Origin of the sequence: Pseudobutyrivibrio ruminis DSM 9787, from assembly GCF_900218035.1 — a bacterium.
GTDB classification, from domain to species: domain Bacteria; phylum Bacillota; class Clostridia; order Lachnospirales; family Lachnospiraceae; genus Pseudobutyrivibrio; species Pseudobutyrivibrio ruminis.
This window is the reverse complement of record NZ_OBMR01000013.1, coordinates 1-21,870: the sequence shown is the minus strand read 5'-3', so window position 1 is coordinate 21,870 and position 21,870 is coordinate 1. Positions and strand designations below refer to the sequence as shown.

At 37.4% G+C, this 21,870-nt stretch carries 19 protein-coding genes, 1 tRNA gene, 1 rRNA gene, 1 pseudogene and 1 riboswitch; of the genes and pseudogenes, 7 read left to right on the top strand and 15 right to left on the bottom strand.

Features of this window, described 5'->3' with window-relative positions; all coding sequences use genetic code 11:
* Positions 1-18 precede the first annotated feature (18 nt).
* Entirely contained in the window at positions 19-1,389 is a 1,371-nt protein-coding gene (locus CRN97_RS12385; protein ID WP_097077100.1) for an MATE family efflux transporter, read from the top strand.
* Positions 1,390-1,437: 48 nt separating this feature from the next.
* On the opposite strand, the gene CRN97_RS12380 is transcribed toward CRN97_RS12385, so the two are convergent.
* The 8 genes from CRN97_RS12380 to dapA all read right to left on the bottom strand — a co-directional run bounded on the left by CRN97_RS12380 (position 1,438) and on the right by dapA (position 11,237).
* Positions 1,438-2,940, bottom strand: coding sequence for a flotillin family protein (locus tag CRN97_RS12380; RefSeq protein WP_033153060.1), 1,503 nt, complete (start codon positions 2,938-2,940; stop codon positions 1,438-1,440).
* 105 nt (positions 2,941-3,045) lie between these two features.
* A complete protein-coding gene (locus CRN97_RS12375) occupies positions 3,046-5,322 on the bottom strand; it encodes a cyclic nucleotide-binding domain-containing protein (RefSeq protein ID WP_097077099.1) in 2,277 nt (758 codons plus the stop codon).
* Positions 5,323-5,333: 11 nt separating this feature from the next.
* Positions 5,334-5,972 carry a uracil phosphoribosyltransferase gene (upp, locus tag CRN97_RS12370; RefSeq protein WP_033153058.1) on the bottom strand — a complete coding sequence of 213 codons (639 nt, stop codon included), beginning with the start codon at positions 5,970-5,972 and terminating at the stop codon, positions 5,334-5,336.
* 104 nt (positions 5,973-6,076) lie between these two features.
* Positions 6,077-7,432, bottom strand: coding sequence for a uracil-xanthine permease family protein (locus CRN97_RS12365; RefSeq protein ID WP_097077098.1), 1,356 nt, complete (start codon positions 7,430-7,432; stop codon positions 6,077-6,079).
* Between the two features lie 114 nt (positions 7,433-7,546).
* Positions 7,547-8,311 (bottom strand): TraX family protein, encoded by a 765-nt coding sequence (locus tag CRN97_RS12360; protein ID WP_097077097.1) that lies wholly within the window; start codon positions 8,309-8,311, stop codon positions 7,547-7,549.
* A complete protein-coding gene (locus CRN97_RS12355) occupies positions 8,311-8,787 on the bottom strand; it encodes a KdsC family phosphatase (RefSeq protein WP_097077096.1) in 477 nt (158 codons plus the stop codon). Before CRN97_RS12355 ends, CRN97_RS12360 begins: the two co-directional genes overlap by 1 nt.
* A gap of 43 nt (positions 8,788-8,830) precedes the next feature.
* Positions 8,831-10,366: a Na+/H+ antiporter NhaC family protein gene (locus tag CRN97_RS12350; protein WP_097077095.1), complete on the bottom strand. Its 1,536-nt coding sequence runs from the start codon at positions 10,364-10,366 to the stop codon at positions 8,831-8,833.
* On the bottom strand, positions 10,353-11,237 hold the full coding sequence (dapA, locus tag CRN97_RS12345; protein WP_074791639.1) for a 4-hydroxy-tetrahydrodipicolinate synthase: 885 nt from the start codon (positions 11,235-11,237) through the stop codon (positions 10,353-10,355). Before dapA ends, CRN97_RS12350 begins: the two co-directional genes overlap by 14 nt.
* A gap of 86 nt (positions 11,238-11,323) precedes the next feature.
* Positions 11,324-11,514: riboswitch (Lysine riboswitch) on the bottom strand.
* A 107-nt stretch (positions 11,515-11,621) separates the two neighbouring features.
* Here dapA and CRN97_RS12340 point away from each other — a divergent pair.
* Positions 11,622-12,416, top strand: coding sequence for an N-acetylmuramoyl-L-alanine amidase (locus CRN97_RS12340; RefSeq protein ID WP_097077094.1), 795 nt, complete (start codon positions 11,622-11,624; stop codon positions 12,414-12,416).
* A gap of 27 nt (positions 12,417-12,443) precedes the next feature.
* Complete coding sequence (locus CRN97_RS12335) at positions 12,444-13,406, top strand: ion transporter (RefSeq protein ID WP_330400140.1); 963 nt, start codon at positions 12,444-12,446, stop codon at positions 13,404-13,406.
* On the opposite strand, the gene CRN97_RS12330 is transcribed toward CRN97_RS12335, so the two are convergent.
* Positions 13,392-14,657, bottom strand: coding sequence for a GGDEF domain-containing protein (locus CRN97_RS12330; RefSeq protein WP_179670754.1), 1,266 nt, complete (start codon positions 14,655-14,657; stop codon positions 13,392-13,394). The genes CRN97_RS12335 and CRN97_RS12330 overlap by 15 nt on opposite strands.
* Before the next feature lie 293 nt (positions 14,658-14,950).
* On the bottom strand, positions 14,951-16,453 hold the full coding sequence (locus CRN97_RS12325; protein ID WP_097077091.1) for an NAD(P)H-hydrate dehydratase: 1,503 nt from the start codon (positions 16,451-16,453) through the stop codon (positions 14,951-14,953).
* Positions 16,454-16,625: 172 nt separating this feature from the next.
* Here CRN97_RS12325 and CRN97_RS12320 point away from each other — a divergent pair, with 172 nt between their 5' ends.
* The gene (locus CRN97_RS12320) at positions 16,626-18,215 is read left to right on the top strand and encodes a Y-family DNA polymerase (RefSeq protein WP_097077090.1); all 1,590 of its coding nucleotides are present in this window, start codon (positions 16,626-16,628) and stop codon (positions 18,213-18,215) included.
* 13 nt (positions 18,216-18,228) lie between these two features.
* Positions 18,229-18,420, top strand: a pseudogene (locus CRN97_RS12315) (hypothetical protein); the annotation flags it as partial.
* Between the two features lie 40 nt (positions 18,421-18,460).
* On the opposite strand, the gene rbr reads toward CRN97_RS12315, so the two are convergent.
* Together rbr and CRN97_RS12305 are read right to left on the bottom strand one after the other, a co-directional pair.
* Positions 18,461-19,003 carry a rubrerythrin gene (gene rbr, locus CRN97_RS12310; protein WP_097077088.1) on the bottom strand — a complete coding sequence of 181 codons (543 nt, stop codon included), beginning with the start codon at positions 19,001-19,003 and terminating at the stop codon, positions 18,461-18,463.
* Positions 19,004-19,101: 98 nt separating this feature from the next.
* Entirely contained in the window at positions 19,102-19,404 is a 303-nt protein-coding gene (locus tag CRN97_RS12305; RefSeq protein WP_049960421.1) for a DUF3303 family protein, read from the bottom strand.
* Positions 19,405-19,686: 282 nt separating this feature from the next.
* Here CRN97_RS12305 and CRN97_RS12300 point away from each other — a divergent pair, with 282 nt between their 5' ends.
* Both CRN97_RS12300 and CRN97_RS12295 read left to right on the top strand, forming a co-directional pair.
* Positions 19,687-20,064, top strand: coding sequence for a hypothetical protein (locus tag CRN97_RS12300; protein ID WP_044938741.1), 378 nt, complete (start codon positions 19,687-19,689; stop codon positions 20,062-20,064).
* Positions 20,065-20,074: 10 nt separating this feature from the next.
* A complete protein-coding gene (locus CRN97_RS12295) occupies positions 20,075-20,380 on the top strand; it encodes a hypothetical protein (protein WP_097077087.1) in 306 nt (101 codons plus the stop codon).
* 36 nt (positions 20,381-20,416) lie between these two features.
* Here CRN97_RS12295 and CRN97_RS12290 read toward each other — a convergent pair whose 3' ends face one another.
* The 3 genes from CRN97_RS12290 to CRN97_RS12280 all read right to left on the bottom strand — a co-directional run.
* Entirely contained in the window at positions 20,417-21,547 is a 1,131-nt protein-coding gene (locus CRN97_RS12290) for an SLC13 family permease (protein WP_179670753.1), read from the bottom strand.
* A gap of 73 nt (positions 21,548-21,620) precedes the next feature.
* Positions 21,621-21,693: transfer RNA gene (locus CRN97_RS12285), tRNA-Thr, on the bottom strand.
* Between the two features lie 74 nt (positions 21,694-21,767).
* Positions 21,768-21,870: ribosomal RNA gene (locus CRN97_RS12280) — 23S ribosomal RNA — on the bottom strand; the annotation flags it as partial.

The window sequence follows — 21,870 nt, the reverse complement described above, 5'->3', positions numbered from 1 at the left end:
TAGAAGGAACTCAATTTTATGACTGAAACAAACACAATAAACCCACTTGGTATAGAGCCAGTAGGAAAGCTACTAAAGAAATTTGCTATTCCTAGTATAATAGCCATGCTTGTAGGTTCTCTCTACAACATGGTGGATCAATTATTCATTGGAAACTTTGTTGGACCCCTTGGTAATGGCGCAACAAATATCCAGTTTCCTCTTTCAATTTTGAATGTATCAATTGCACTGTTATGTGGCATAGGTGCCGCTTCGACTTTCAACCTGGCGATGGGCCGTGGCGAAACAGAAAAGGCCGGTCATTACATTGGCAACGCAGTAACAGTAATGCTAATAGGTGGTTTGATTCTTACCACTTTAACAGAGCTTTTTCTGGAGCCAATTTTGCTAGCATGTGGAGCCACAGAAAACATTCTTCCATACGCAATGGAATATTCAAGAATATGCGCGCTTGGATTTCCATTCTTTATCTTATCAGGTGGCGGAAGTCATCTTGTACGAGCTGATGGCAGCCCAAATATGACTATGGCAATCAACCTCGTAGGTGCTATCGTAAATACGATACTTGATTATTTATTCGTAGCAGTCTTCGGATGGGGAATGTCAGGTGCAGCTATTGCAACAATCATCGGGCAATATATCGCTGGATTTATGGTTTTATTCTATTTGACTAGATTCAAAACAGTAAAACTTCACAAGGAACATTTTGTTCCACAGCTTTCAATTATCATAGCAATTGCATCCTTAGGTACAGCTCCATTCATTAATCAAATTGCTATGATGCTTGTGCAGATTGTAATGAATCATGTAATGGGACACTATGGCGCTCAATCTATTTACGGTTCAGATATTCCTATTACCTGCGCCGGAATTATTTCAAAGGTTAACGGCATATGCTTCTCTTTTGTAATCGGTATTTCTCAAGGTTTACAGCCAATCATCAGTTTCAACTATGGGGCTAAAAACTACAAGCGAGTAAAAGATGCTTATCATCTGGCCATTAAATTAGCTGCAATCATCACTACTATAAGTTGGTTATGTTTCCAGCTTTTCCCTCGCCAAATAGTTTCAATTTTTGGTTCAGGTTCACAGTTGTATTTTGATTTTTGTACTAAGTATTTCAGAATATTCTTATTTGGTATTTGTACTGCTTTCTTACAGCCACTTACTTCCAATTTCTTTACAGCAATTGGAAAACCTTACAAAGGAATTTTCATGTCACTTACAAGACAAGTTTTATTCCTTACCCCACTTATTATTCTATTGCCATTTTTCTTTGGATTTAATGGCGTATTATATGCAGGACCAGTTGCAGATGTTCTTTCGTTTACAATCTGTTTCATACTTATTCGAAGAGAATTCTCTCGTCCAGAATTCCGAAACCTATAATAAAAAGAGCCAATCAGTTACGTGCTGGTTGGCTCTTTATTATTTCAATTATTCTGTTTTCACGTCAACATTGGCGCCTGTAATATTAACATTTTTGTTAACCTTAGCATCGTATGTGTTAGCTTTCATGATTTCAGCAAGATCCACTCCTGTAGCCTCGCTCATTGTATCAAAGACCTGCTTTAAAACTACAGGCATGTTACCTGATATTTTAGCAGCTCCGCCTTCACTTCCATCGCCTGTTTCGTAGATGTTAATCTTATCAATTGCAGCAAGTGGCTTTGCAATTTCAGCAGCGATTTCTGGCATAACCTTAATCATCATCTCTGCCATAGCGGCACCATTGTACTTGCGATATGCTTCAGCTTTCTTTTCCATTGCTTCAGCTTCTGCAAGACCTTTTGCCTTTATTGCCTCAGCTTCCGCCTTACCTTTTGCAGCAATACCAGCTGCTTCTGCATCATACTTTGCCTTAATACCAGCTGCTTCCTGCTCTGCAGCATACTTCTGAGCCTCTGCCTGTGCTTTCTTTGCATCAGCTTCGCGCTCCTGCTCATACTTGGCAGCCTCAGCTTTTTTCTGTCTCTGAATTAACTCAGCTTCCGCTTTTTTCTCAGCCTGATACTTTTCAGCATCTGCCTGCTTTTCAATCTGAGCAGCAAGTTCCTGCTGTTTAACAACAACTTCCTTCTGCTTCAATTCTGCTTCGCGCTCAGCCTTAGCAATCTGTGCATTTACTGTAGCAGCCTCAATTGTCTTCTGCTGTTCCTGCTGCTGAATTGAATATGCTGCATCTGCGACAGCGTTAGCTGTATCTGCCTGCTGCTTCAACTCTGCCTGCTTAATAGCAAGGGCATTATTCTTTTCTGCAATTTCTGTCTGTGCAGTAACTCTTGCATCATTAGCAGCTTTATCAGCCTCAGCCTGTGCAATAGCAACATCTCTATCAGCCTGTGCTTTTGCAATAGCGGCATCTTTCTTAATCTTAGCAGTGTTATCCATACCAAGATCATTGATAAGTCCATTCTCATCAGTTACATTCTGAATGTTGCATGAAAGGATTTCGATACCAAGTTTGTTCATATCCTTAGATGCTTTTTCCATAACCTGATCAGAAAAGCTATCTCTATCAGTATTGATTGTCTTCAATGACAATGTGCCGATGATTTCACGCATGTTACCTTGTAAAGAATCCTGTAAATCCATAGTGATTTGGTCTGGATTCTTATTTAAGAAGTTCTTTGCTGCAAGCTGAATTGATGAAGCATCTGTGCCAATTCTTACTTTTGCTACAGCATCAACATTTACATTGATAAAATCGTTAGTAGGCACTGACTGTTCAGTTTTGATATCAACTGTCATCTGTCCCAAATAAAGCTTATCAACTCTTTCAAAGAATGGAATCTTGATTCCAGCTCTTCCCACAAGAATACGAGGAGTCTTGCGAAGACCAGAAATGATGTAGGCTCTGTCTGGTGGTGCCTTTACATAGCCTGCCACAATTACTAACAGAACTACAATAATAAGTGCGATAATAGGTATTAGTTCCATAACATTTTCCCTCTCTTTCAAAAAAATAACTGCCCAAAACTATTATTTTGGACAGTTATATTAAAGCACATCTTAAGTAGTATGTAAATACTTTTTTGGAATTTATTACATCTTTAAATATTCCATTCCCTGCTTCACCTCATCAGGAACTACACCATCATTTTTCTCCACCTTATCAATGATAGTTTTCAAATGATGCAATGCTTGAGACTGCTTAATCTCATGACGAGATATGCCTTGTTCAAACATTGGATGAGAGCTAACCTTTGCTCTATAGGCCTTTGAGAATGTACAGTGTTTATTAAGGATATTTCTTTCTGCCTTATTAAGACGAATACTTCCCTGGGCCTCAAAATTAATCCAGATTGTGTACTGCTTTGTAAAGGCCTCACGCATATTGTTTCGAGAAGATTTAAGAAGCGTCTTAACCTTTTCTTTGTTTTCCGCAGAGAGATCTTTATTCTTTCGATAGAATGTAAAGTAATCATAAAAGTCTGATGTCAGACACTCAGAGCCAATATCATTCCATCTTGAACCCTGCTCTTTTCTGCAGATTTCCCATCTGAACGCTCCGCAGCAATAAATCATCATCTTGTCGATATCATCAAGAGTAAACATAGGGAATACGAAACGTCCCGGTGAATCCACCTTTATTCCGCCGCATTCCTGCCACATCATAGCACGCATTCCTACATTTGGAAGAAGGATAATATCAGGCTCGACTCGCTTTAAATAAGCCTCACTCTTAACGCCTGTATCCATATCTGTAAAATAACCCTCGCGCAAGAAAATGCCATAATCCACTTCTTCGATTCGATTCATAGCTTCCATGAGCTTTGCCTGAGTCAATAATAATCTCATAGGCTCTGCTCCAAAGTCTTCTTTTGTAAGAACTGGACAGAATGCCGTCATCTTTCCCGATGTAGTTCTATTAGCAGACTTGAAGAAATTATCAATTTCAAAAATGACTTTCTGTTCCTGGTCGTTCATCCAAGTCTGCATTTCAGACTCAGGGATGTTTCCAGATTTTCTTTCTTCAAGAACAAAACCTCTATAGTCTAAGTCAAGCTCGTTCTTGCTTGGCTCTCTGTCTGCCTGATAAACCTTGCGAAGCCATTTGTATATTGTAAAAAGATGCTCGCTTTCGCAAAGAGTTTCTAAGCGTTCTACCAAATCAGCAAGCTGATATGTAAGCTCCTCACCTACAGCCTCGTAGTCTATATAACCAAAATTCAAAAACATAAGGATAATGGTATCTAACTCACCACCCATGGCTTCGAATTCCAAAGCTCTAAAGAATGTTTTACGATAAATATCATAAAACAAATCTACAGCTTTCTTTCTTACACGACGTTCATTGTCTTCTTTGCCCTCTCGGTCAGAAAGAGCTAAATATTCATCAAGCTGTTTTCTGTACTCATCCTGCTTGTCCTCATCCACCTCAGCAAATTCACAAATATGCTCGAAGGTCTGAGTAAATTCAGCTTGCTTTTGCACCTTTGCTTCATCAAATGCCGCTGCAGAAGCTGCAAAATCGTGTGAATCGTATTCAGCCCATCTTTCTTTGATAAGCTGTTTATCGTAGATTCCGCAGGTTGAAAGATACTTATAAAGCATCTTCATTAGCTTAATAATGCCATCCTGCTCCATGCCACGTTCTGCCATGTATATTCTAAGATTAAAGAGCAACTCAAACATATCTCCTCTATCTTGAGAAAGGAGAATAGGTGAAAACTCTTCAATGTAAAAGCCCATTGTCTCTGCACACTCAATAGCTCTAGCCATATAGCCACAGCTAATACCAATAACACCATTTACAATTTCAGTGCGCTTACCATATATATTTTCAATTTCTTTATTGTCAACAGAATTTAAGCTATCAATATAATCATGCTCCCACTTGAGGATTTCATTTTTGAGCTCAAGAGGCTCCATTTCCTCCAACAAAGGAATCTCTACAGGTGTCATAGAAGCTGCGCGGCATAATTTGCGATACTCAGCGTTTATTCCTCTGCAGTAATCTGTAAAATCCTCTACCTTCTTTTTGTATGAATCATATATTTTAAATACATCCCTACACTGTCTGAATGCACCTTTTGCAAAACCAAAAATATATACTGGTTGTTCATTAAAGATAACATCAAAATCAGCCATCGTCTTATAATTGCATTTAATGACGGTGGCTGTTTCTTTTACAGTATAATCTGCTTCATACTGATGGTTGAGAGCATCAGAAAGCCCAACAACAGTACCAGGGCCTAGACTTAACATCTGGCCCCTCCATTGTTGTACTATCTCTCCGGCTATAACAACATACATGCTATCAACCGGATCATTCTCATTTATTAACTTTTTACCTGCCTCAATAGTGATAGGTTCCAAAGTCGACTCCTTTACTTAGTTCCGAAGATTCTATCTCCAGCATCTCCTAAACCAGGGCAAATATAAGCATCAGAATTGAGTTCACGATCAATATGACCAATGTAAATCTGAACATCTGGATGAGCCTCATGAAGAGCTCTAACTCCCTCTGGAGCTGCAATAATTGCCATGAACTTGATTCTCTTTCCACCATGCTGCTTAATAAGTGTGATAGCATCGATTGCTGAACCACCTGTAGCAAGCATAGGATCTGTTACAACGATAAGACGCTCCTCGATTGGGCTTGGGAGCTTGCAGTAATACTCGTGTGGAATATGTGTTTCCTCATCACGATACATACCAATGTGACCAATCTTTGCTGTTGGTACAAGCTTCTGAATACCGTTAACCATACCAAGACCTGCACGAAGGATTGGTACGATTGCCATCTTACGACCAGCAATAACTGGTGCCATGCACTTTTCGATTGGTGTCTCGCACTCGATATCTACTGTCTGTAAATCGTTGAGTGCTTCAAAAGCCTCAAGCATAGCTATTTCTTCTACAAGAGCACGGAACTCTGCTGTTCCTGTGTTCTTATCTCTAAGCATTGTAATTTTGTGCTGAAGTAGAGGATGTGTAAGCTCTACTACGTTATCTAATTTCTCCATTAAATTAGCCTCCAAAAAATTTATCTATTTATCCCTCTTATAATATGAAAGGGTTGATATCTATATTTCTATTTTATCAGCTACAGTAACTTTTTTAAATAGAATTAAATACCTTCTTTATCAAATCTGTATCTTTCAGGATCACCGTATTCGTAATCTCTACCAGGAATGATAGCATTGAGAACTACACCTGCGATTGCTGCAATTGCAAGACTTGTAAGTGTAATGTCTGTGCTTCCTACTGTGAATGTAAGACCATCTGAAAAACCAAGACCGCATACAAGAATAACTGCTGCAATGATAAGGTTTCTTGAGTGTGTAAAATCAACATGATTCTCTACAACGTTTCTTATTCCTATTGCACTTATCATACCATAAAGCATGAAGCTTATTCCACCTACGATTGCACTTGGCATTGTACCAATGATATCTGCCATCTTAGGGATGAATGAAAGTACGATTGCATAGCAAGCTGCAATTCTGATTACCTTAGGATCGTGAACCTTTGAAAGCTCAAGTACGCCAGTGTTCTCTCCATATGTTGTATTAGCTGGACCACCGAACATTGCTGAAATACTTGTTGCAAGACCATCACCTACAAGTGTTCTATGTAAACCTGGATTAGTAACAAAATCCTCTCCTACTGTTGCTGAAATAGCAGACATATCTCCGATATGCTCCATCATTGTAGCAATGGCGATTGGAGCCATTACAAGAATTGCAGAAATATTGAATTTGCAAATGAAGAAATCTGGTAAGCCGACCCAAGACGCTTCATGAACTGCTGCAAAATCAAGGATTGCACTTCCATCTGCATTTGTCATTCCAAGTGCGTTGAAAATAAGTGCGCAAGCATATGAGATTACTACACCCATAAGGATCGGAAGGATTCTAAAGATTCCCTTTCCCCAAATGTTGAAAATAATAACAACAGCAAGTGCAATGATTGCAAGCAACCAGTTCTGAGATGCATTGCTTATAGCTGAAGGCGCTAATGACAATCCGATGCAAATGATGATTGGTCCAGTAACAACTGGTGGAAGGTATTTCATAACCTTTTTAATTCCAACAAGTTTTATTACAAGTGCAAGTACCAAATATAATAAACCAGCCACAACAATACCGCCACATGCGTATGGAAGCTTTTCGCCCATTGTCATGTTTTTGAAAATACCTGTATTTAAATTAGCAACTGTGTGAAATCCGCCTAAAAAAGCAAATGATGAACCAAGAAATGCGGGAACTTTGAATTTAGAACATAAATGGAAAAATAAGGTGCCGAGACCTGCGAAAAATAAAGTAACTTGAATTGAAAGACCTTCGCCTTCGAAATAGTTGTTGACGAGAATTGGAACTAAAATAGTCGCTCCAAACATTGCAAATAAATGCTGAAGTCCCAAAACTAACATCTTCGGAATACCAAGCTGAGTGGCATCTTTAATTGGTGCATGAGTGTTCATACATATCCTCCTTTTTTGTTTAACCTAAACTGAAAGTTTAAATTAACTTAAACTTTCAGTATTCTATCATTTTGATATAGGTTTGACAATAGTTTTTATTACTATTTATAACTACTATATTTTTAGCACATATGCTACCAATCCTAGTAGAATTATGTGGGCAGGATAAAAGAGGTAGAAAAATCTACGTAAAGCCACACTATCAGCTCCACGTTTTCCATAATAGCATGAAACAGGAATAAGCATTAGGAATGCAAATACCTCTAAAACACTAGACATAAGTGTCAGCATAAGCACGCCCATTCCAAAGGACAATAATCTTTGTTTTTTAGTTGGCCCATTCAAATAATACATTACTGATATGCAGGTCACGCCGGCCATCTTATAATCAAGATGAGTAAAGTAGGCTATTCCCATACCCGCAAACATTACAAGAATCCTACAAGCATATATCGCATATACGTTAATATCTAATTCATCAATAAACGAGTAAGCATAAAGAACGCCTAAACCTAATAATAAGGTCCAAAGAACATTGTTGTAGTTTAAATCAAAGAAACTTCTTCTAAATAGATAATCAAATGGTACTTCTGAAATCACCGCTATAGTAAGCAAGCGAAGGGCGTATTTTTTAAGATTTCTAGTGTGTATAAAACCTTCCACAAGCATATAGCAATATATAGGAAATGCCATACGACCGATGCTTCGCAAAACAGCATCAACAAGAAATACTTTGCCATAAAGTTCTTGTGATATAACACCAGCATTATTAGTAAGCCATACTTCGAGCAGCCCTGCTCCAATATGGTCTATAAACATAGTAATAACCGCAATCAGTTTAAGACCTGTTCCTGTGATTTCAAAAGATTTTTTCTCCATTATTCAACCAACCATTCTATAAATTCTCTAACTGCACCTCTACCGCCGTCTTTACTTGCAACATAATCAGCAAGTTCATTAACTTCCTTTGCCGCATCTGCTGGGCAGCCAACAATACCACCAGCGTCTTTGATGTGCTTCATGCAATCATAATCATTTAAATCATCACCACAATATGCACATTGTTCCAAAGTATCGCCGTTTTTTTCAAGAATCTCCATAAGCTTTGGCAGCTTGTCTGCAACTCCCTGATGTATCTCTGTGATGCTAAGCTCCTTTGCGCGATTCTCCACTATCTTACTAACACGGCCTGTAATAATAACAGGTGTGATTCCATTTGGTTTTGCTATATGACAGATTCCGTATCCATCTTTGGCAGAAAAGGCTTTCATTATTTCCCCTTCCTGCCCCATATAAATATGGCCATCCGTAAGTGTTCCATCAACATCTAATACTAAATACTTTATATTCTTCATTAAAAAATCTCCTTAGAAAATCTAAGGAGATTATACAATATTCTTATGCAGTTTTCTTTACAAAAATATTTTTAATAACAAATAATGTGCCAATCATAAGAGCGACGCCTATTATCAAGCATATTGCCCAGTTTCTAATAAAGCCTGAAATAATATATGAAACAAATGATACCACAGCAACTGTCATCGCATATGGAAGCTGTGTACTTACATGGCTAATGTGATTACATTCTGCACCAGCGGATGCCATGATTGTAGTATCAGAAATAGGAGAACAATGGTCTCCGCAAACTGCGCCAGCCATACAAGCTGAAATTGCAATAATCATAAGCTCGTTATTTACATCACCACCAAATACATTTACAACGATAGGAATGAGAATACCGAATGTTCCCCATGATGTACCAGTTGCAAATGCAAGGAAGATACCTACCACAAATACAAGTGCTGGTAAGAGACTCATAAGTGCTCTGTTATCTGCGATTACAGCAACAAGTCCACCAACGTACTCTGCTGCACCAAGTGAATCTGTCATTGACTTTAATGTCCATGCAAATGTAAGTACCAAGATTGCAGGAACCATGCTCTTAAATCCCTCTGGGATAGCATTCATACATTCATTAAAGCTAAGAACCTTTGTTGCAAGATAGAAAATAATTGTAATTATAAGTGCTACAACTGAACCATATACAAGTCCAACCGATGCATCAGAATTTGAAAATGCATCAATGAAATTCTCACCTGAGAAAAAGCCGCCTGTATAAATCATTCCGATTACACAACAAATAATAAGTGAAACAATTGGAAGCACAAGGTGAACGACCTTACCCTTCTGGGAAACAGGTGGATGTGGCTGATCCTCCGCTCCTGTTAATGCTGCTCCATCCTTTTTAACTTTGATTTTGTTCTGCGCCATGTGATTAAGCTCAGCCAAATTCATTGAGCCATAATCAAAGTTCATATATGTGATTGTAAACATCATTACAAGTGTCAATAATGCGTAGAAGTTGTATGGGATAGCCTTAATAAATAATGAAAGACCATTAGCACCATCTACAAATCCTGTTACAGCTGCTGCCCATGATGAAATAGGAGCAATAATACAAACTGGAGCGGCAGTTGCATCTATTAAATATGCAAGCTTTTCTCTTGAAATGCCGTGCTTATCTGTAACCGGTCTCATAACTGAACCTACTGTTAAACAGTTGAAATAATCATCAATGAATATCAACATACCAAGAACGATAGTAGCGACCTGTGCACCAGCTTTTGTTTTAACATGGGTAACAGCCCATTTACCGAAAGCTGCCGAGCCACCAGCTCTGTTCATAAGCATGACCATGCTTCCAAGTACAACCAAGAAAATCAGAATACCGACATTCCAGCTATCTGAAAGCTGACCTATCATTCCATCTACAAAGATATGTTCCATTGCTGCTGTAAGATTAAATCCAGCATACAATAATCCGCCTGCGAAAATTCCTATGAATAGTGAAGAGTAAACTTCCTTTGTGATTAACGCAAGAGCGATAGCAATAATTGGTGGCAAAAGCGACCATATTGTATTAGTAAATTCCATATGTCTTCATGTTCTCCTTTAAAATATTTGTATGTCCATCTTCCATTTCTGTAAGAGGTTTTCTAAGAGGTCCTACTTCAAATCCCATAAGATTAAGAGCTTTCTTTACTGGGATTGGGTTAACCTCAGAGAATAACGAATCAATAAGAGGTAATGCTTCTAACTGCATTTTTGATGCCTTTTTATAATCTCCATCCAAGCATGCCTGGCACAAATCATGAGTCTGCTGAGGCGCAACATTTGAAAGAACTGAAATAACTCCAATCCCCCCAAGTGACATGATTGGAACGATTTGATCATCATTGCCAGAATATACATCAATACATCCATCAGCTAACTGAAGAAGCTTTGCAATTTGACTTATGTTTCCTGATGCTTCTTTTATTGCAACAATATTCTTTACATCCTTTGCCAGTCTCACAGCTGTCTCCGGAAGAATATTACATCCCGTACGACTTGGTACATTATAGAGAATACATGGGATGTTAATGGCATCAGCTGTATCTTTAAAATGAACATAGAGTCCGTTTTGGGTTGCCTTATTGTAATAAGGAGTGACCAAAAGTACAGCGTCAGCACCGGCAGCCTCTGCTTCCTTGGACAAATAAATAGCTGTCTCTGTGGAATTTGAACCAGTACCTGCAATAACTGGCACACGATGATTAACCGTCTTTATACAATGACGAACCACATCTAAGTGTTCCTCATGTGAAAGAGTTGAAGCTTCACCTGTTGTACCACAAATAACAATAGCGTCTGTATTGTTTTCAATTTGATACTCAATCAACTTATCGAGCTTTTCATAATTAACTGAACAATCCTCATTAAATGGTGTGACAATCGCTACTGCTGCACCTGTAAAAATACTCATTACAAATCCTCCTTTTAGCTAATAAATCCCAATTGATGCAATAAAAAAGCCGACCAATAAATGGTCGGCAACATAAATCAAATACATCTTATGATAGCTCCCCATCTATTACTGCAAACATTGCATTAGATGACAGTCATGTGGCTATTAACCATATGCCCAAGACAAGCAGCATCAGGTGCTACTCTCCTTCGGCGAAATCCCCTTTCATCCTGTATCACATGGGCCTGCCCCATCAACAAGATTACTTTTGTCTTTCGCAACCTCTATCTCTTATTAAATTTGTGTATATACTACATCGCTATGTTTTACATGTCAACTATAAATTGCTAACAAACGTAAATCTATGTTAAAATTGAATCAAATTTATGGAGGAAAAATAAGATGAAATCGTTTTTAAAAAAAGGGATAAGTCTTGTTCTTGGACTTGCTCTTGTATCTTTGCTTTTTACAAGCAACTCATTCTATTCTGAGGCAAAATCAAAATCTTCAGCTAAGAAAAATATAGTTGTAGTCCTGGACCCAGGACATGACACTACTCATACAGGATGTCATTATGAAAACTTTGAAGAAGGTATTGCCAATCTCTACATTGCATACTATTGCAAAGCTGAATTAGAGAAGTATTCCGGCGTTACAGTATATATGACTCGTTATGGTTTCGAATGTCCTTACGGTGCTGACCCTGATTCAAAATCTTCTTGCTTGTCAGCTCGTGTCAACTACGCAAAATCAGTTAAAGCAGATGTAATCGTTAGCTTGCACAATGACTATGATCCAGATTTAGATGCATCTCAGAATGGTTCTAAGGTTATCGTTCCAAACGCAAACTACAAGCCAGACATCTGTGTTGCTGGTACTACACTTGGCCAGTCAATTCTGACTCAGCTTACAGCTACTGGTCTTAATGTTAACAACTGGAAGCTTTGCCCAAACGGCACTGGAATTGTTACAAGAGATTCTGAGTCTGGTAAGTATCCAGATGGTTCTGCAAAAGACTTCTACGCTCTTATAAATCAGTCCAAGTCAGCAGGATTCCCATGTGTCATTGTTGAGCATGCTTTCTGCACAAACTATTCTGATAGAGTTAATCATCTTTCAACACCTGAGCAGTATCAACAGCTAGGTATTGCAGATGCAACTGGTATCGCAAACTATTACGGACTTACTTTAAAGTAGAAGGAATGTATTGGGGAGATTTTTGTTTTGAACAAACAACGAATTTTTAATATTATTCAAATCGGAAATAAGGATGATATTCCAAGTAGGCTTTTTGATATATTTATCACTATCATCATCAGTATTAATATACTGGTGATGGTGCTTGAAACCTACAGTGAATTATCGCCTTATTTTTGTTTTATGGACAAAATAGCCTATATCACAATCTTTATTTTCTGCTTGGAATATGCTTTAAGAATATGGACAGCAGACTTACTATATCCTAACCTTTCAAAGCCTAGGGCCATTCTTAAATTTTTAGTCTCATTCGATGGCATCGTCGATTTATTTACCATTTTGCCATTTTTCTATTTATCAGGGTTTGTCGCATTTAGAATCCTTAGAATCGTACGAATCTTTCACCTGTTTAGAATCAACGGACAATATGATTCTTTTGCCGTAATCATATCAGTATTACAAGAAAAAAAGAATCAAATACTATCATCCGTAATGATAGTACTAATCCTTATGTTAGCAAGTTCAATTGGTATTTACTACGCAGAGCACGATGCTCAACCTGATGTATTCAGAAATGCATTTTCAGGAATATGGTGGTCTGTATCTACCTTATTGACAGTAGGGTATGGTGATATATATCCAATCACTGTTGCAGGCAGAATAATGGCTATTGTAACAGCTTTTTTGGGCGTTGGAGTGGTTGCTATTCCAACCGGTATTATCAGTGCAGGCTTCGTTGAGCACTATTCTAGGGTCAAGCTTCTTTCAAACTTTGCAAAGGATGAACATATCGATTTAATCACAGTTAATATCAACGATGTTCATTGCTGGAACGGATTGCGAATATCTGAAATAAGCGCTCCTGATCATTTTTTACCAGCCGTGGTTATACGAGATGATGAAGCTCTCATTCCTCTGCAGGAGCTCAAATTAAAAACCGGCGACAAAGTAATCCTTGCCGCCGATGTATATTTCTTACATACGTATTAGTCTTTTTATTGTTTGCTGATAGATTTCTTCTGTTGCATCTATCAGCAGAACTTCATCTGCACCTAATTCTTTTGCTTGGAAGCTCTCCTCTGGGGAGCTTGCCATAGCTAGAATAGGTATCTTCATAAAGCTTTCCCTTTTCTTTAAATATTTGATTATTATTCCGCTCTCATCCACTAATGACATATCAACTTCAACAAGTTCAAGCTTTTCGTGATATTGGCTGATATATCTAAGAGCCTCATCCTCGTTATGTGTCCTTACAATTTCATATCTGTCCGCATCCTCTCCAGTTAAACCTAAGAATTTGCCATCATCTCTATCAGTCAAAGCAATTAATACTGGCTTTATCGGATAATCTAAGCCATCAATTTTCCAAGCAGTGCATTTGCTTTTACCTGTTAGTTTCGATTTGTATAAAGCATCATCTGCCATTCTAAAAATCTCTTTACATGTATGATTTCCATCGTCTATTATCGCTCCTATACTAGCTGTAAATGGTTGTCCATTCCCCAAATTAATATCAGTCATAAACATTTGGAGCGTTCTACATCTCATTTCAAGAATAGTTGTATCATTCATCTTTGGCATAAGCACAACAAACTCATCTCCGCCGTATCGTCCAATGATATCGTAAGCTCTGAAATTGTCAATGAGAAGTTGTCCCACACGTTCCAAAAGTCTATCCCCCGCATCATGCCCTAGATTATCATTTACATCCTTGAAATTATCCAAATCAATCATAAGCATCGCGCAAGCCTCTTCTGGCTTCTTTTGAATGTACTGGTACTCCATTCTTTGCATCAGCGCATCTTTATTAAGAACATGGGTCAATTTATCCAAAGAACTCAGCTGCCTTAATTCAATCATAGCCAAGCCTTCTCGACTGCGCATTACAAGAATAATATGTGCTGACAACATAGACAAAACATATGCTGCCACTAGCATATACAATTCTCTGGTATATAGCTCTGGCTCCTTATTAAAAAACGCAATTATGGCATAAATTATTATAGCTATAAGTTCTTCTATGCCGTATTTGTACATTTTATCAATGTAAACCATTGGAAACAGTGCTATAACTAACGGCGTCCATACTGCAGGACGATCTGGAACTGCAACTGCATCAAATAGCATTATTATTGTTACTAGCGAGAAATAGAAGATACCACATATTATTCCTGTCATATGAGTACTTATATGAACCCCTGGCTTTCTAAGGTGTACATTAATAAAAAAATATACAACCATAAGGGGAATTATCAAGAAATGCACGCCATGTAATTTAAAACTAGGCACAACAAAATGAGCCAAGATCAAGAGAAGCGAATATATAATCGAAGTATACATGCAGATCTTGCGCATCATGTAAAGATTGCTCTTATTGATGTTTTCAATGCATTCCGCAAAGTAAGTTCTAATTTGAGCATTCTCGTTATGTTGAGTTCTTTTGTATAAATCAACAAACTTAAACATAGTATAACATTAGCATATTTATCTAATAATAATTTGCCCACATTGTGAAATAACTGTGAAACTATTGCCTATAACCCCTTAATATTCCCGAATTCATCAATTATATGTCTAGCCAGCACGCCTCTAACCCCATATTTTTTTGATGCCTCAGTACCGGCCTTTCCATGAAGATGAGTTGCCGCACAAACTGCCACTCTTATCTGTGGATTAACCTTTTGAGATATTAATGATGCTATTACTCCTGCCAACACATCTCCGGAACCCGGGGTTGCCAAGCCTTCATTACCGCTATTTACGTAAGAGACCTGTGTACCATCTGTGATAATCGAAGTAAAATTTTTAAGCACAACTATGCAGCCATATTCTTTTGCAAAGTCCATAGCTACCTGCTCCATATTATAGTTAATATCAGACACTTTAACGCCCGTCAAACGCTCCATCTCTTTTAAATGTGGAGTAATAACAACAGGTACTCTTGCTGAAGTTTCCTTGAATAGTTCTTTCATCTCTTCTTCTGCTAACAGATTTATTCCGTCTGCATCAATTATTAGGGGATAATTTGCTTCCCTCAATATCTGCTTAAGAATTCTTTTTGACATGCCAGATGTTCCTAAACCTGGGCCAATTAAAGCAGTAGATGCCCATTTTATTTCCTCTGACAAATCCTTTTCATTGTATTCATCATATCCTGCATACATTGCCTCAGGTAAGTTTTGCTGAATACTTGCAATATTATTCTTGTGAGTATAAATTTTCACCAGCCCTGTACCTGTAGTAAGAGCCGATTTGGCGGAAAGATAACATGCCCCATATATGCTTTCACTTCCTGCAATAACAAGAAGCTTTCCACAGCTACCTTTATTAGCATCTACAGCTCGTGACTTTACAAATTTGAAAATATCATCATCTATTAAAATTTCATATTGGTCTGTTCCTCTTTCCAGGTAGATTCCAACATCTGCTACAACCATTTTTCCAACAGCTGCTTTGCAATCACCAAGCAGCATACCTTTTTTCATATATGCAAAGGTAACAGTTATGTCCGCCCTTACGCCAGTTTCTCCTAAAAGTTTTCCACTATCTGCATTGTAGCCCGAAGGAATATCCACAGCTAAAACTCTATTTGCACCTTGATTGATCATTGCTGCTGCATAATCATACTCTCCTGACAATCCTCGTGACAGACCTATGCCAAACATAGCATCTATGGTTAAATCAGCTTGTTCTATAGATTCTTCAATTAGCTTATTGTGAATTGTCATCCCATAGCTTTCTGCAATTTTTATCTCCTGCTTTAACTGCTCAGAAAACTTTTCAGAGTCTCCCAGCACCATGCAGTCTACTGTTTTACCTTTTAGACGCAACAGTCTTGCAATAGCAACACCATCACCACCGTTATTTCCAGGACCACAAACTACTGAAAAACTATTGGCATTCTCACATTCTTTTTCTATAGTTTCAACTACTTTAAGAGCCGCTCTTTCCATTAAAACCAAAGATGGTATTTCATGTTTTTCAATGGTTCTCTTATCACAAGCCTGCATCTGTTTAGCTGATAATAATTCTGTCATTGTTGTCCCCCATTTGAATGTTCATTTGGATTGTAAACTCAAAAATCTAACAACAGTATACTACATTACTCAAAATCTATGTATTTTACAAAATATTTCTATGTTCGATTGACACGAATGCGTGTTCGGTTATAACATATAAGTTGCAATATTACGAAAGGAGGTCAGTCATATGGAAAAGGATCGAGCTTTTATAGCTATCGATTTAAAGTCCTTTTATGCTTCTTGTGAGCTTACTGATAGGGGCTTGGATCCACTTACTACTAATCTGGTTGTGGCTGATTCCTCCCGTACCGAAAAAACAATTTGTCTAGCTGTCAGCCCTTCACTGAAGGCCTATGGAATTTCAGGTCGAGCCCGTTTATTTGAAGTCATCCAAAGAGTAAAAGAGGTAAATGCAGATCGTTTTAGTCGTGCCCTTGCTTTAGGATTACTTCCAAAGGATCCAGAAACTGGAGAATACCACTTTACAGGTTCATCTTCTGATGCAGTAGAGTTGGAAAAAGATCCTTCGCTAGAGCTTGCTTATATTGCAGCTCCACCTAGAATGAAACGATATGAAGAAATATCCACTTATATTTTTTCTATTTATCTTCGTTATGTTTCAGATGATGATATTCATGTTTATTCCATTGATGAGTGCTTCATCGATGTTACAGGCTATTTAAATACCTATTCTTGTACCGCTCACGAGCTTGCAATGCGTATGATTCGTGATGTTCTTAAGGAAACGGGCATCACAGCAACGGCTGGCATTGGGACCAATATGTACCTTGCCAAAATAGCAATGGATATTGTTGCCAAACACGTTCCTGCGGATGAACAGGGTGTTAGAATCGCTGAACTGAACGAAAGAACCTATCGTGAACTTCTCTGGTGTCATCAGCCTATCACAGACTTTTGGCGCGTAGGTGGTGGTATTGCCCGTCGCCTTGCAAAACTGGGCATATTTACTATGGGAGATATTGCACGCACCAGCGTATACAGCGAGGATGTCCTATATAAAGCATTAGGTATTAATGCCGAGCTACTAATCGACCACGCATGGGGTTGGGAGCCTACCGAAATTGCCACTATCAAAAGCTATAGACCTCAAACAAACAGCCTTTCCAGTGGTCAAGTTCTTATGGAACCTTACACTACAGACAAGGCTAGGCTCATAGTCAAAGAAATGACAGAGCTTTTGGTTCTTGATTTAGTAAGAAAGGATTTGGTTACCAAAAAGATTGAATTAACCATCGGATACGATAGAACAAGCTTGGAATTTGAAAAAGAAGGTTCAAGTATAGGACGATCTACTTTTAAAATAGCCGGCACAAATAAATACTATACTGGAAAAGTTTCTGTTGATCACTTCGGTCGCCCCATCCCTTATCATGCACATGGGACAGGCAACTTAGACCGTTGGACCAGCTCCACCCAAAGAATTATGGAGACAATGGTTGAGCTATACGACCGTATCATCGATTCTGATCTATTAGTTCGCAGAATTAATGTTGTAGCCTGTGATCTGATTCCTATTAATAAAATACCGGATGATGTGCCTTACCAAATGGATCTTTTCACTAACTATAATGCATTGGAAAAGGAAAAAGAAGCGGCTGATAAAGCTGCTGAAAAAGAACGTAAGCTTCAAAAAGCCACCCTGGCAATGCATGATAAATTTGGAAAAAATTCGGTACTAAAAGGTATGAATCTCCAAGATGGTGCCATGACCATGAAACGCAATAAACAAGTTGGTGGCCATTCTTCTGGTGAATAAAAGGAGTAAAACTATGGCAAAAGAATATAGAAAAAACGAACCAGACCCACGAATCGTATACAAAGATATAATCGATATGCCTCACCACCAATCTCTCACCCATCCACATATGAGCTTGTATGATCGTGCTGCTCAGTTTGCACCCTTTGCAGCTCTTACCGGTTACGAAGATATGATTAACGAAGAGGCCCAAAAATCTCACGAATAAAAAAGCTGGAGCTTATTTGCTCCAGCTTTTATTAATCTTAATAGTTTTCAGATCTTACTTCAAAATATGCCTTTGGATGCTTGCAGACTGGGCAAACCTCAGGGGCTTCTACTCCAACAACTATATGTCCGCAATTGCGGCATTCCCACATTGTTACACCACTCTTTTTGAAGACCTCCATAGCTTCCACATTATTTAAAAGCTTACGATATCTTTCCTCGTGTTCCTTTTCAATAGCTCCTACACCTCTAAACTGTGCTGCAAGCTCTGGGAAACCTTCTTCCTCAGCTTCTCTAGCCATTCTGTCATACATATCTGTCCATTCAGCATTTTCGCCTTCTGCAGCATGTAAAAGATTGGCAGGTGTATCTCCTATTTCACCAAGAGCTTTAAACCAAAGTTTTGCATGCTCTTTCTCGTTATCAGCAGTCTTTAAAAATAACGCTGCGATCTGCTCATAACCAGCCTTTTTTGCAACTGATGCAAAATATGTATATTTGTTTCTTGCCATTGATTCGCCAGCAAAAGCTTCCCAAAGGTTCTTCTCTGTCTTAGTACCTGCATATTTGTTTTCTGCCATCACAAATCCTCCTTATACATTAATAGTATCTATAAGAAGATTGTAACACATCTAAAGTTTATATTGTGTAAAATTAATTAGTGCAATTTAGTGCATTATTAATATGCATACTCAACATGTGTTGTAACATCAACAAATGGAACTACTGTCTCTTTCATTGCTGCACTCCACATTTCATTATTCTCTCTTTGCTTTAATGATGCTTCATCTTCAAATTCTGCTACCATAATAACATCACCATTAGATGAACTCATGCACTCACTGTGTACCTCAATTCTATTGAGTCCTGGAACCTGTCCATTTAACTCTTCGAATCTCGTTTTAATATTGCCTTTAATAGCACTAAGGTTTGGGCCAAAACATTTATCCTGTAATGTCCAAATAACTACCTGTTTTAACATTCTCTTTCTCTCTCTAACATTATATCTTTTGAGTAAAAAACAAACTCGAAGCCTATTATAGCGCTTTTACTCCAAAATTCAAAATAAAATACGGATTGTATTTGACTATAAGCATTTTTATTTAATCATTAATATGTAAGATATTCCTCATCGGAATAACAGCTATATTTTTTTGAATACACGAATTAGTGCAATCCCCTATAATACTTGGTTTTACGCTGCTATAATTATTTGAGATTCATTACAAAATTGAATCAACCAATACATTTAAGGAGGGGAATTATGGCTTGCTTTACTGTTCCAGCTGGAGAAGCTGTCGTAACAACAATCATTAAGAAAAGAATGGAAAAACAGGGTACAGAAAAACATGAAGATAACATGGCAGTACCTATGACAAGAAAGTTAAAATGGCTTTCAAATCTTTTATGGGGAGGTTCTGCTTTACTTGCATTTGAGCATGTATGGCACGGAGAAGTACAACCTTTCTTCCCATTTTTAACAGCAATGTCTAATCCAGAAGATACTCAGGAAATGCTTCATGAAATTGCAACTGTAGGTGTATCAATGGCAGTTCTAGTAACAGTTATTTGGATTGGCATGTGCGTTACAGCTGATATGATTGTAAAAAGACCTATTTCTACAATGAAAACAACTAATTAAGGGGGATAATATGACATTACTGATTACAGTTATCGCTGCGGTTATTAGTACAGTATTATGGTATAATCGCAAAAATAATGATATGCAACTTCATGTGTTAATGTTTATGTTTTGGGGTGCATCAATTATGTGGTTCGTAGATGCAATCTTCGAATATGCAGAACTACGTGCCGAGTACTTTACTCCAGCCTTGGAAGATATGATCAATGATACATTCCTCGGTTTTTCTGTTATTGCATTAGCACTTGTTATTTGGATTGTCTTTATCTTAATTAAAGATCCAAAAGGCGTAATTAGACATTCATTATCAAACTAAAAGATTAAAAGCCTCGTGCTGAGCACGAGGCTTTTCTTATACCAAATATATAATCGTATACTCTATAAGCATAATAATTAAAAAAACAATATTAAATATAGAAAATACTTTAATGTATTTTTTGCTATCAGCTCCATCAATATAGCTATATTGTTTAAATGAAATAAGGCTTGCCATTGAAGCAATAAGAGTCCCTAATCCACCTAGATTCGTGCCTATAATCAGTTTTGGTATATCATTTGTAAATCCTGAACAAAGTATAGCTGCAGGCACATTGCTTATAAACTGACTCAGAAAAACTGAAACTATCACTTCATTGTTCTTAATCAACGCTTCTAAAAAAGTACTAATAATTGATATATTCTTCATGTTACCAATGAATACAAATAGAAAAACAAAAGTAAACAGTAAAGAATAATCAGGCTTTCTAAGCACTCTTCTATCAAATATCACAACCAATAGAATTACTACTATCAAAGAAACATAATAAGGTATTATCCTTGCCACTACTAATAATGATGCTAAAAATGCAAATATATATAATCTAATCAATTTCTTTTCATACGGTGTTCTGTTATATACCTTTTTTGAATCCCCTGAACCAGATACAGGAGCATCTTTCACAAATAAATATGTGCTTAAAACTAAAAGGATGAATGCACATATACTATAAGGTAACATTATAGAAATAAAGCTTAACAAATTCATATTTGATAATGAATATAAATAGAGATTTTGTGGATTTCCCAAAGGAATTAGCATGCTTCCAAGATTTGCCGCAATCGTTTCAAGTACGATAACAATAATAAACAAATCTTTTCTATTTGAGATTGAAAGTGTAATTATAGAAAATGGTACAAATGTTAGCAGTGCTACATCATTTGTAATAAACATACTTGAAAAAAAGCACAATCCCAATAAGATCAAAACTATACCTCGTATAGAATTCATCTTACCAACCAGTATTTCACCTATCTGTCTAAATACTGATAATCTCTGAAAGCCAGCCATTGTTATCATCAAAGATAAAAGAATACTAAGCGTACGATAATCAATATAGTTAAAATAATCCCTACTTGGATGGACAAAAAAGCAAGAAATAATTGATAAAACCAATGCTACACACAGTACAATTTCATTTTTAATAAAATGTTTTATAGCTTCCACAATACAATCCCCACATATAATAAAAAATTATAAAAAAAAATCGCAAGCTATTAAGCATGCGATTTAAAGTCAAAGCCGATGATCGGACTCGAACCGATAACCTGCTGATTACAAATCAGCTGCTCTGCCAATTGAGCCACATCGGCTTGTTATAAATAACAACCTCAAAACTTCACACAGTAAAACTTAGTGTCCGAAAATTCGCTACACATCTTCCTTTTAGAATAAACCTTCGATCTATTAGTATTCATCAGCTGAATGCGTTACCGCACTTACACCTTGAACCTATCTACCTTATCGTCTATAAGGGATCTTATTTCCTT

Coding starts and splice junctions, on each gene's coding strand:
- CRN97_RS12385 (WP_097077100.1), top strand. CDS start 19: ATGACTGAAACAAACACAATAAACCCACTTGGTATAGAGCCAGTAGGA.
- CRN97_RS12380 (WP_033153060.1), bottom strand. CDS start 2,940: ATGGAACTAATACCTATTATCGCACTTATTATTGTAGTTCTGTTAGTA.
- upp (WP_033153058.1), bottom strand. CDS start 5,972: ATGGAGAAATTAGATAACGTAGTAGAGCTTACACATCCTCTACTTCAG.
- CRN97_RS12365 (WP_097077098.1), bottom strand. CDS start 7,432: ATGAACACTCATGCACCAATTAAAGATGCCACTCAGCTTGGTATTCCG.
- CRN97_RS12360 (WP_097077097.1), bottom strand. CDS start 8,311: ATGGAGAAAAAATCTTTTGAAATCACAGGAACAGGTCTTAAACTGATT.
- CRN97_RS12355 (WP_097077096.1), bottom strand. CDS start 8,787: ATGAAGAATATAAAGTATTTAGTATTAGATGTTGATGGAACACTTACG.
- CRN97_RS12350 (WP_097077095.1), bottom strand. CDS start 10,366: ATGGAATTTACTAATACAATATGGTCGCTTTTGCCACCAATTATTGCT.
- dapA (WP_074791639.1), bottom strand. CDS start 11,237: ATGAGTATTTTTACAGGTGCAGCAGTAGCGATTGTCACACCATTTAAT.
- CRN97_RS12340 (WP_097077094.1), top strand. CDS start 11,622: ATGAAATCGTTTTTAAAAAAAGGGATAAGTCTTGTTCTTGGACTTGCT.
- CRN97_RS12330 (WP_179670754.1), bottom strand. CDS start 14,657: ATGGTTGTATATTTTTTTATTAATGTACACCTTAGAAAGCCAGGGGTT.
- CRN97_RS12325 (WP_097077091.1), bottom strand. CDS start 16,453: ATGACAGAATTATTATCAGCTAAACAGATGCAGGCTTGTGATAAGAGA.
- CRN97_RS12320 (WP_097077090.1), top strand. CDS start 16,626: ATGGAAAAGGATCGAGCTTTTATAGCTATCGATTTAAAGTCCTTTTAT.
- rbr (WP_097077088.1), bottom strand. CDS start 19,003: ATGGCAGAAAACAAATATGCAGGTACTAAGACAGAGAAGAACCTTTGG.
- CRN97_RS12305 (WP_049960421.1), bottom strand. CDS start 19,404: ATGTTAAAACAGGTAGTTATTTGGACATTACAGGATAAATGTTTTGGC.
- CRN97_RS12300 (WP_044938741.1), top strand. CDS start 19,687: ATGGCTTGCTTTACTGTTCCAGCTGGAGAAGCTGTCGTAACAACAATC.
- CRN97_RS12295 (WP_097077087.1), top strand. CDS start 20,075: ATGACATTACTGATTACAGTTATCGCTGCGGTTATTAGTACAGTATTA.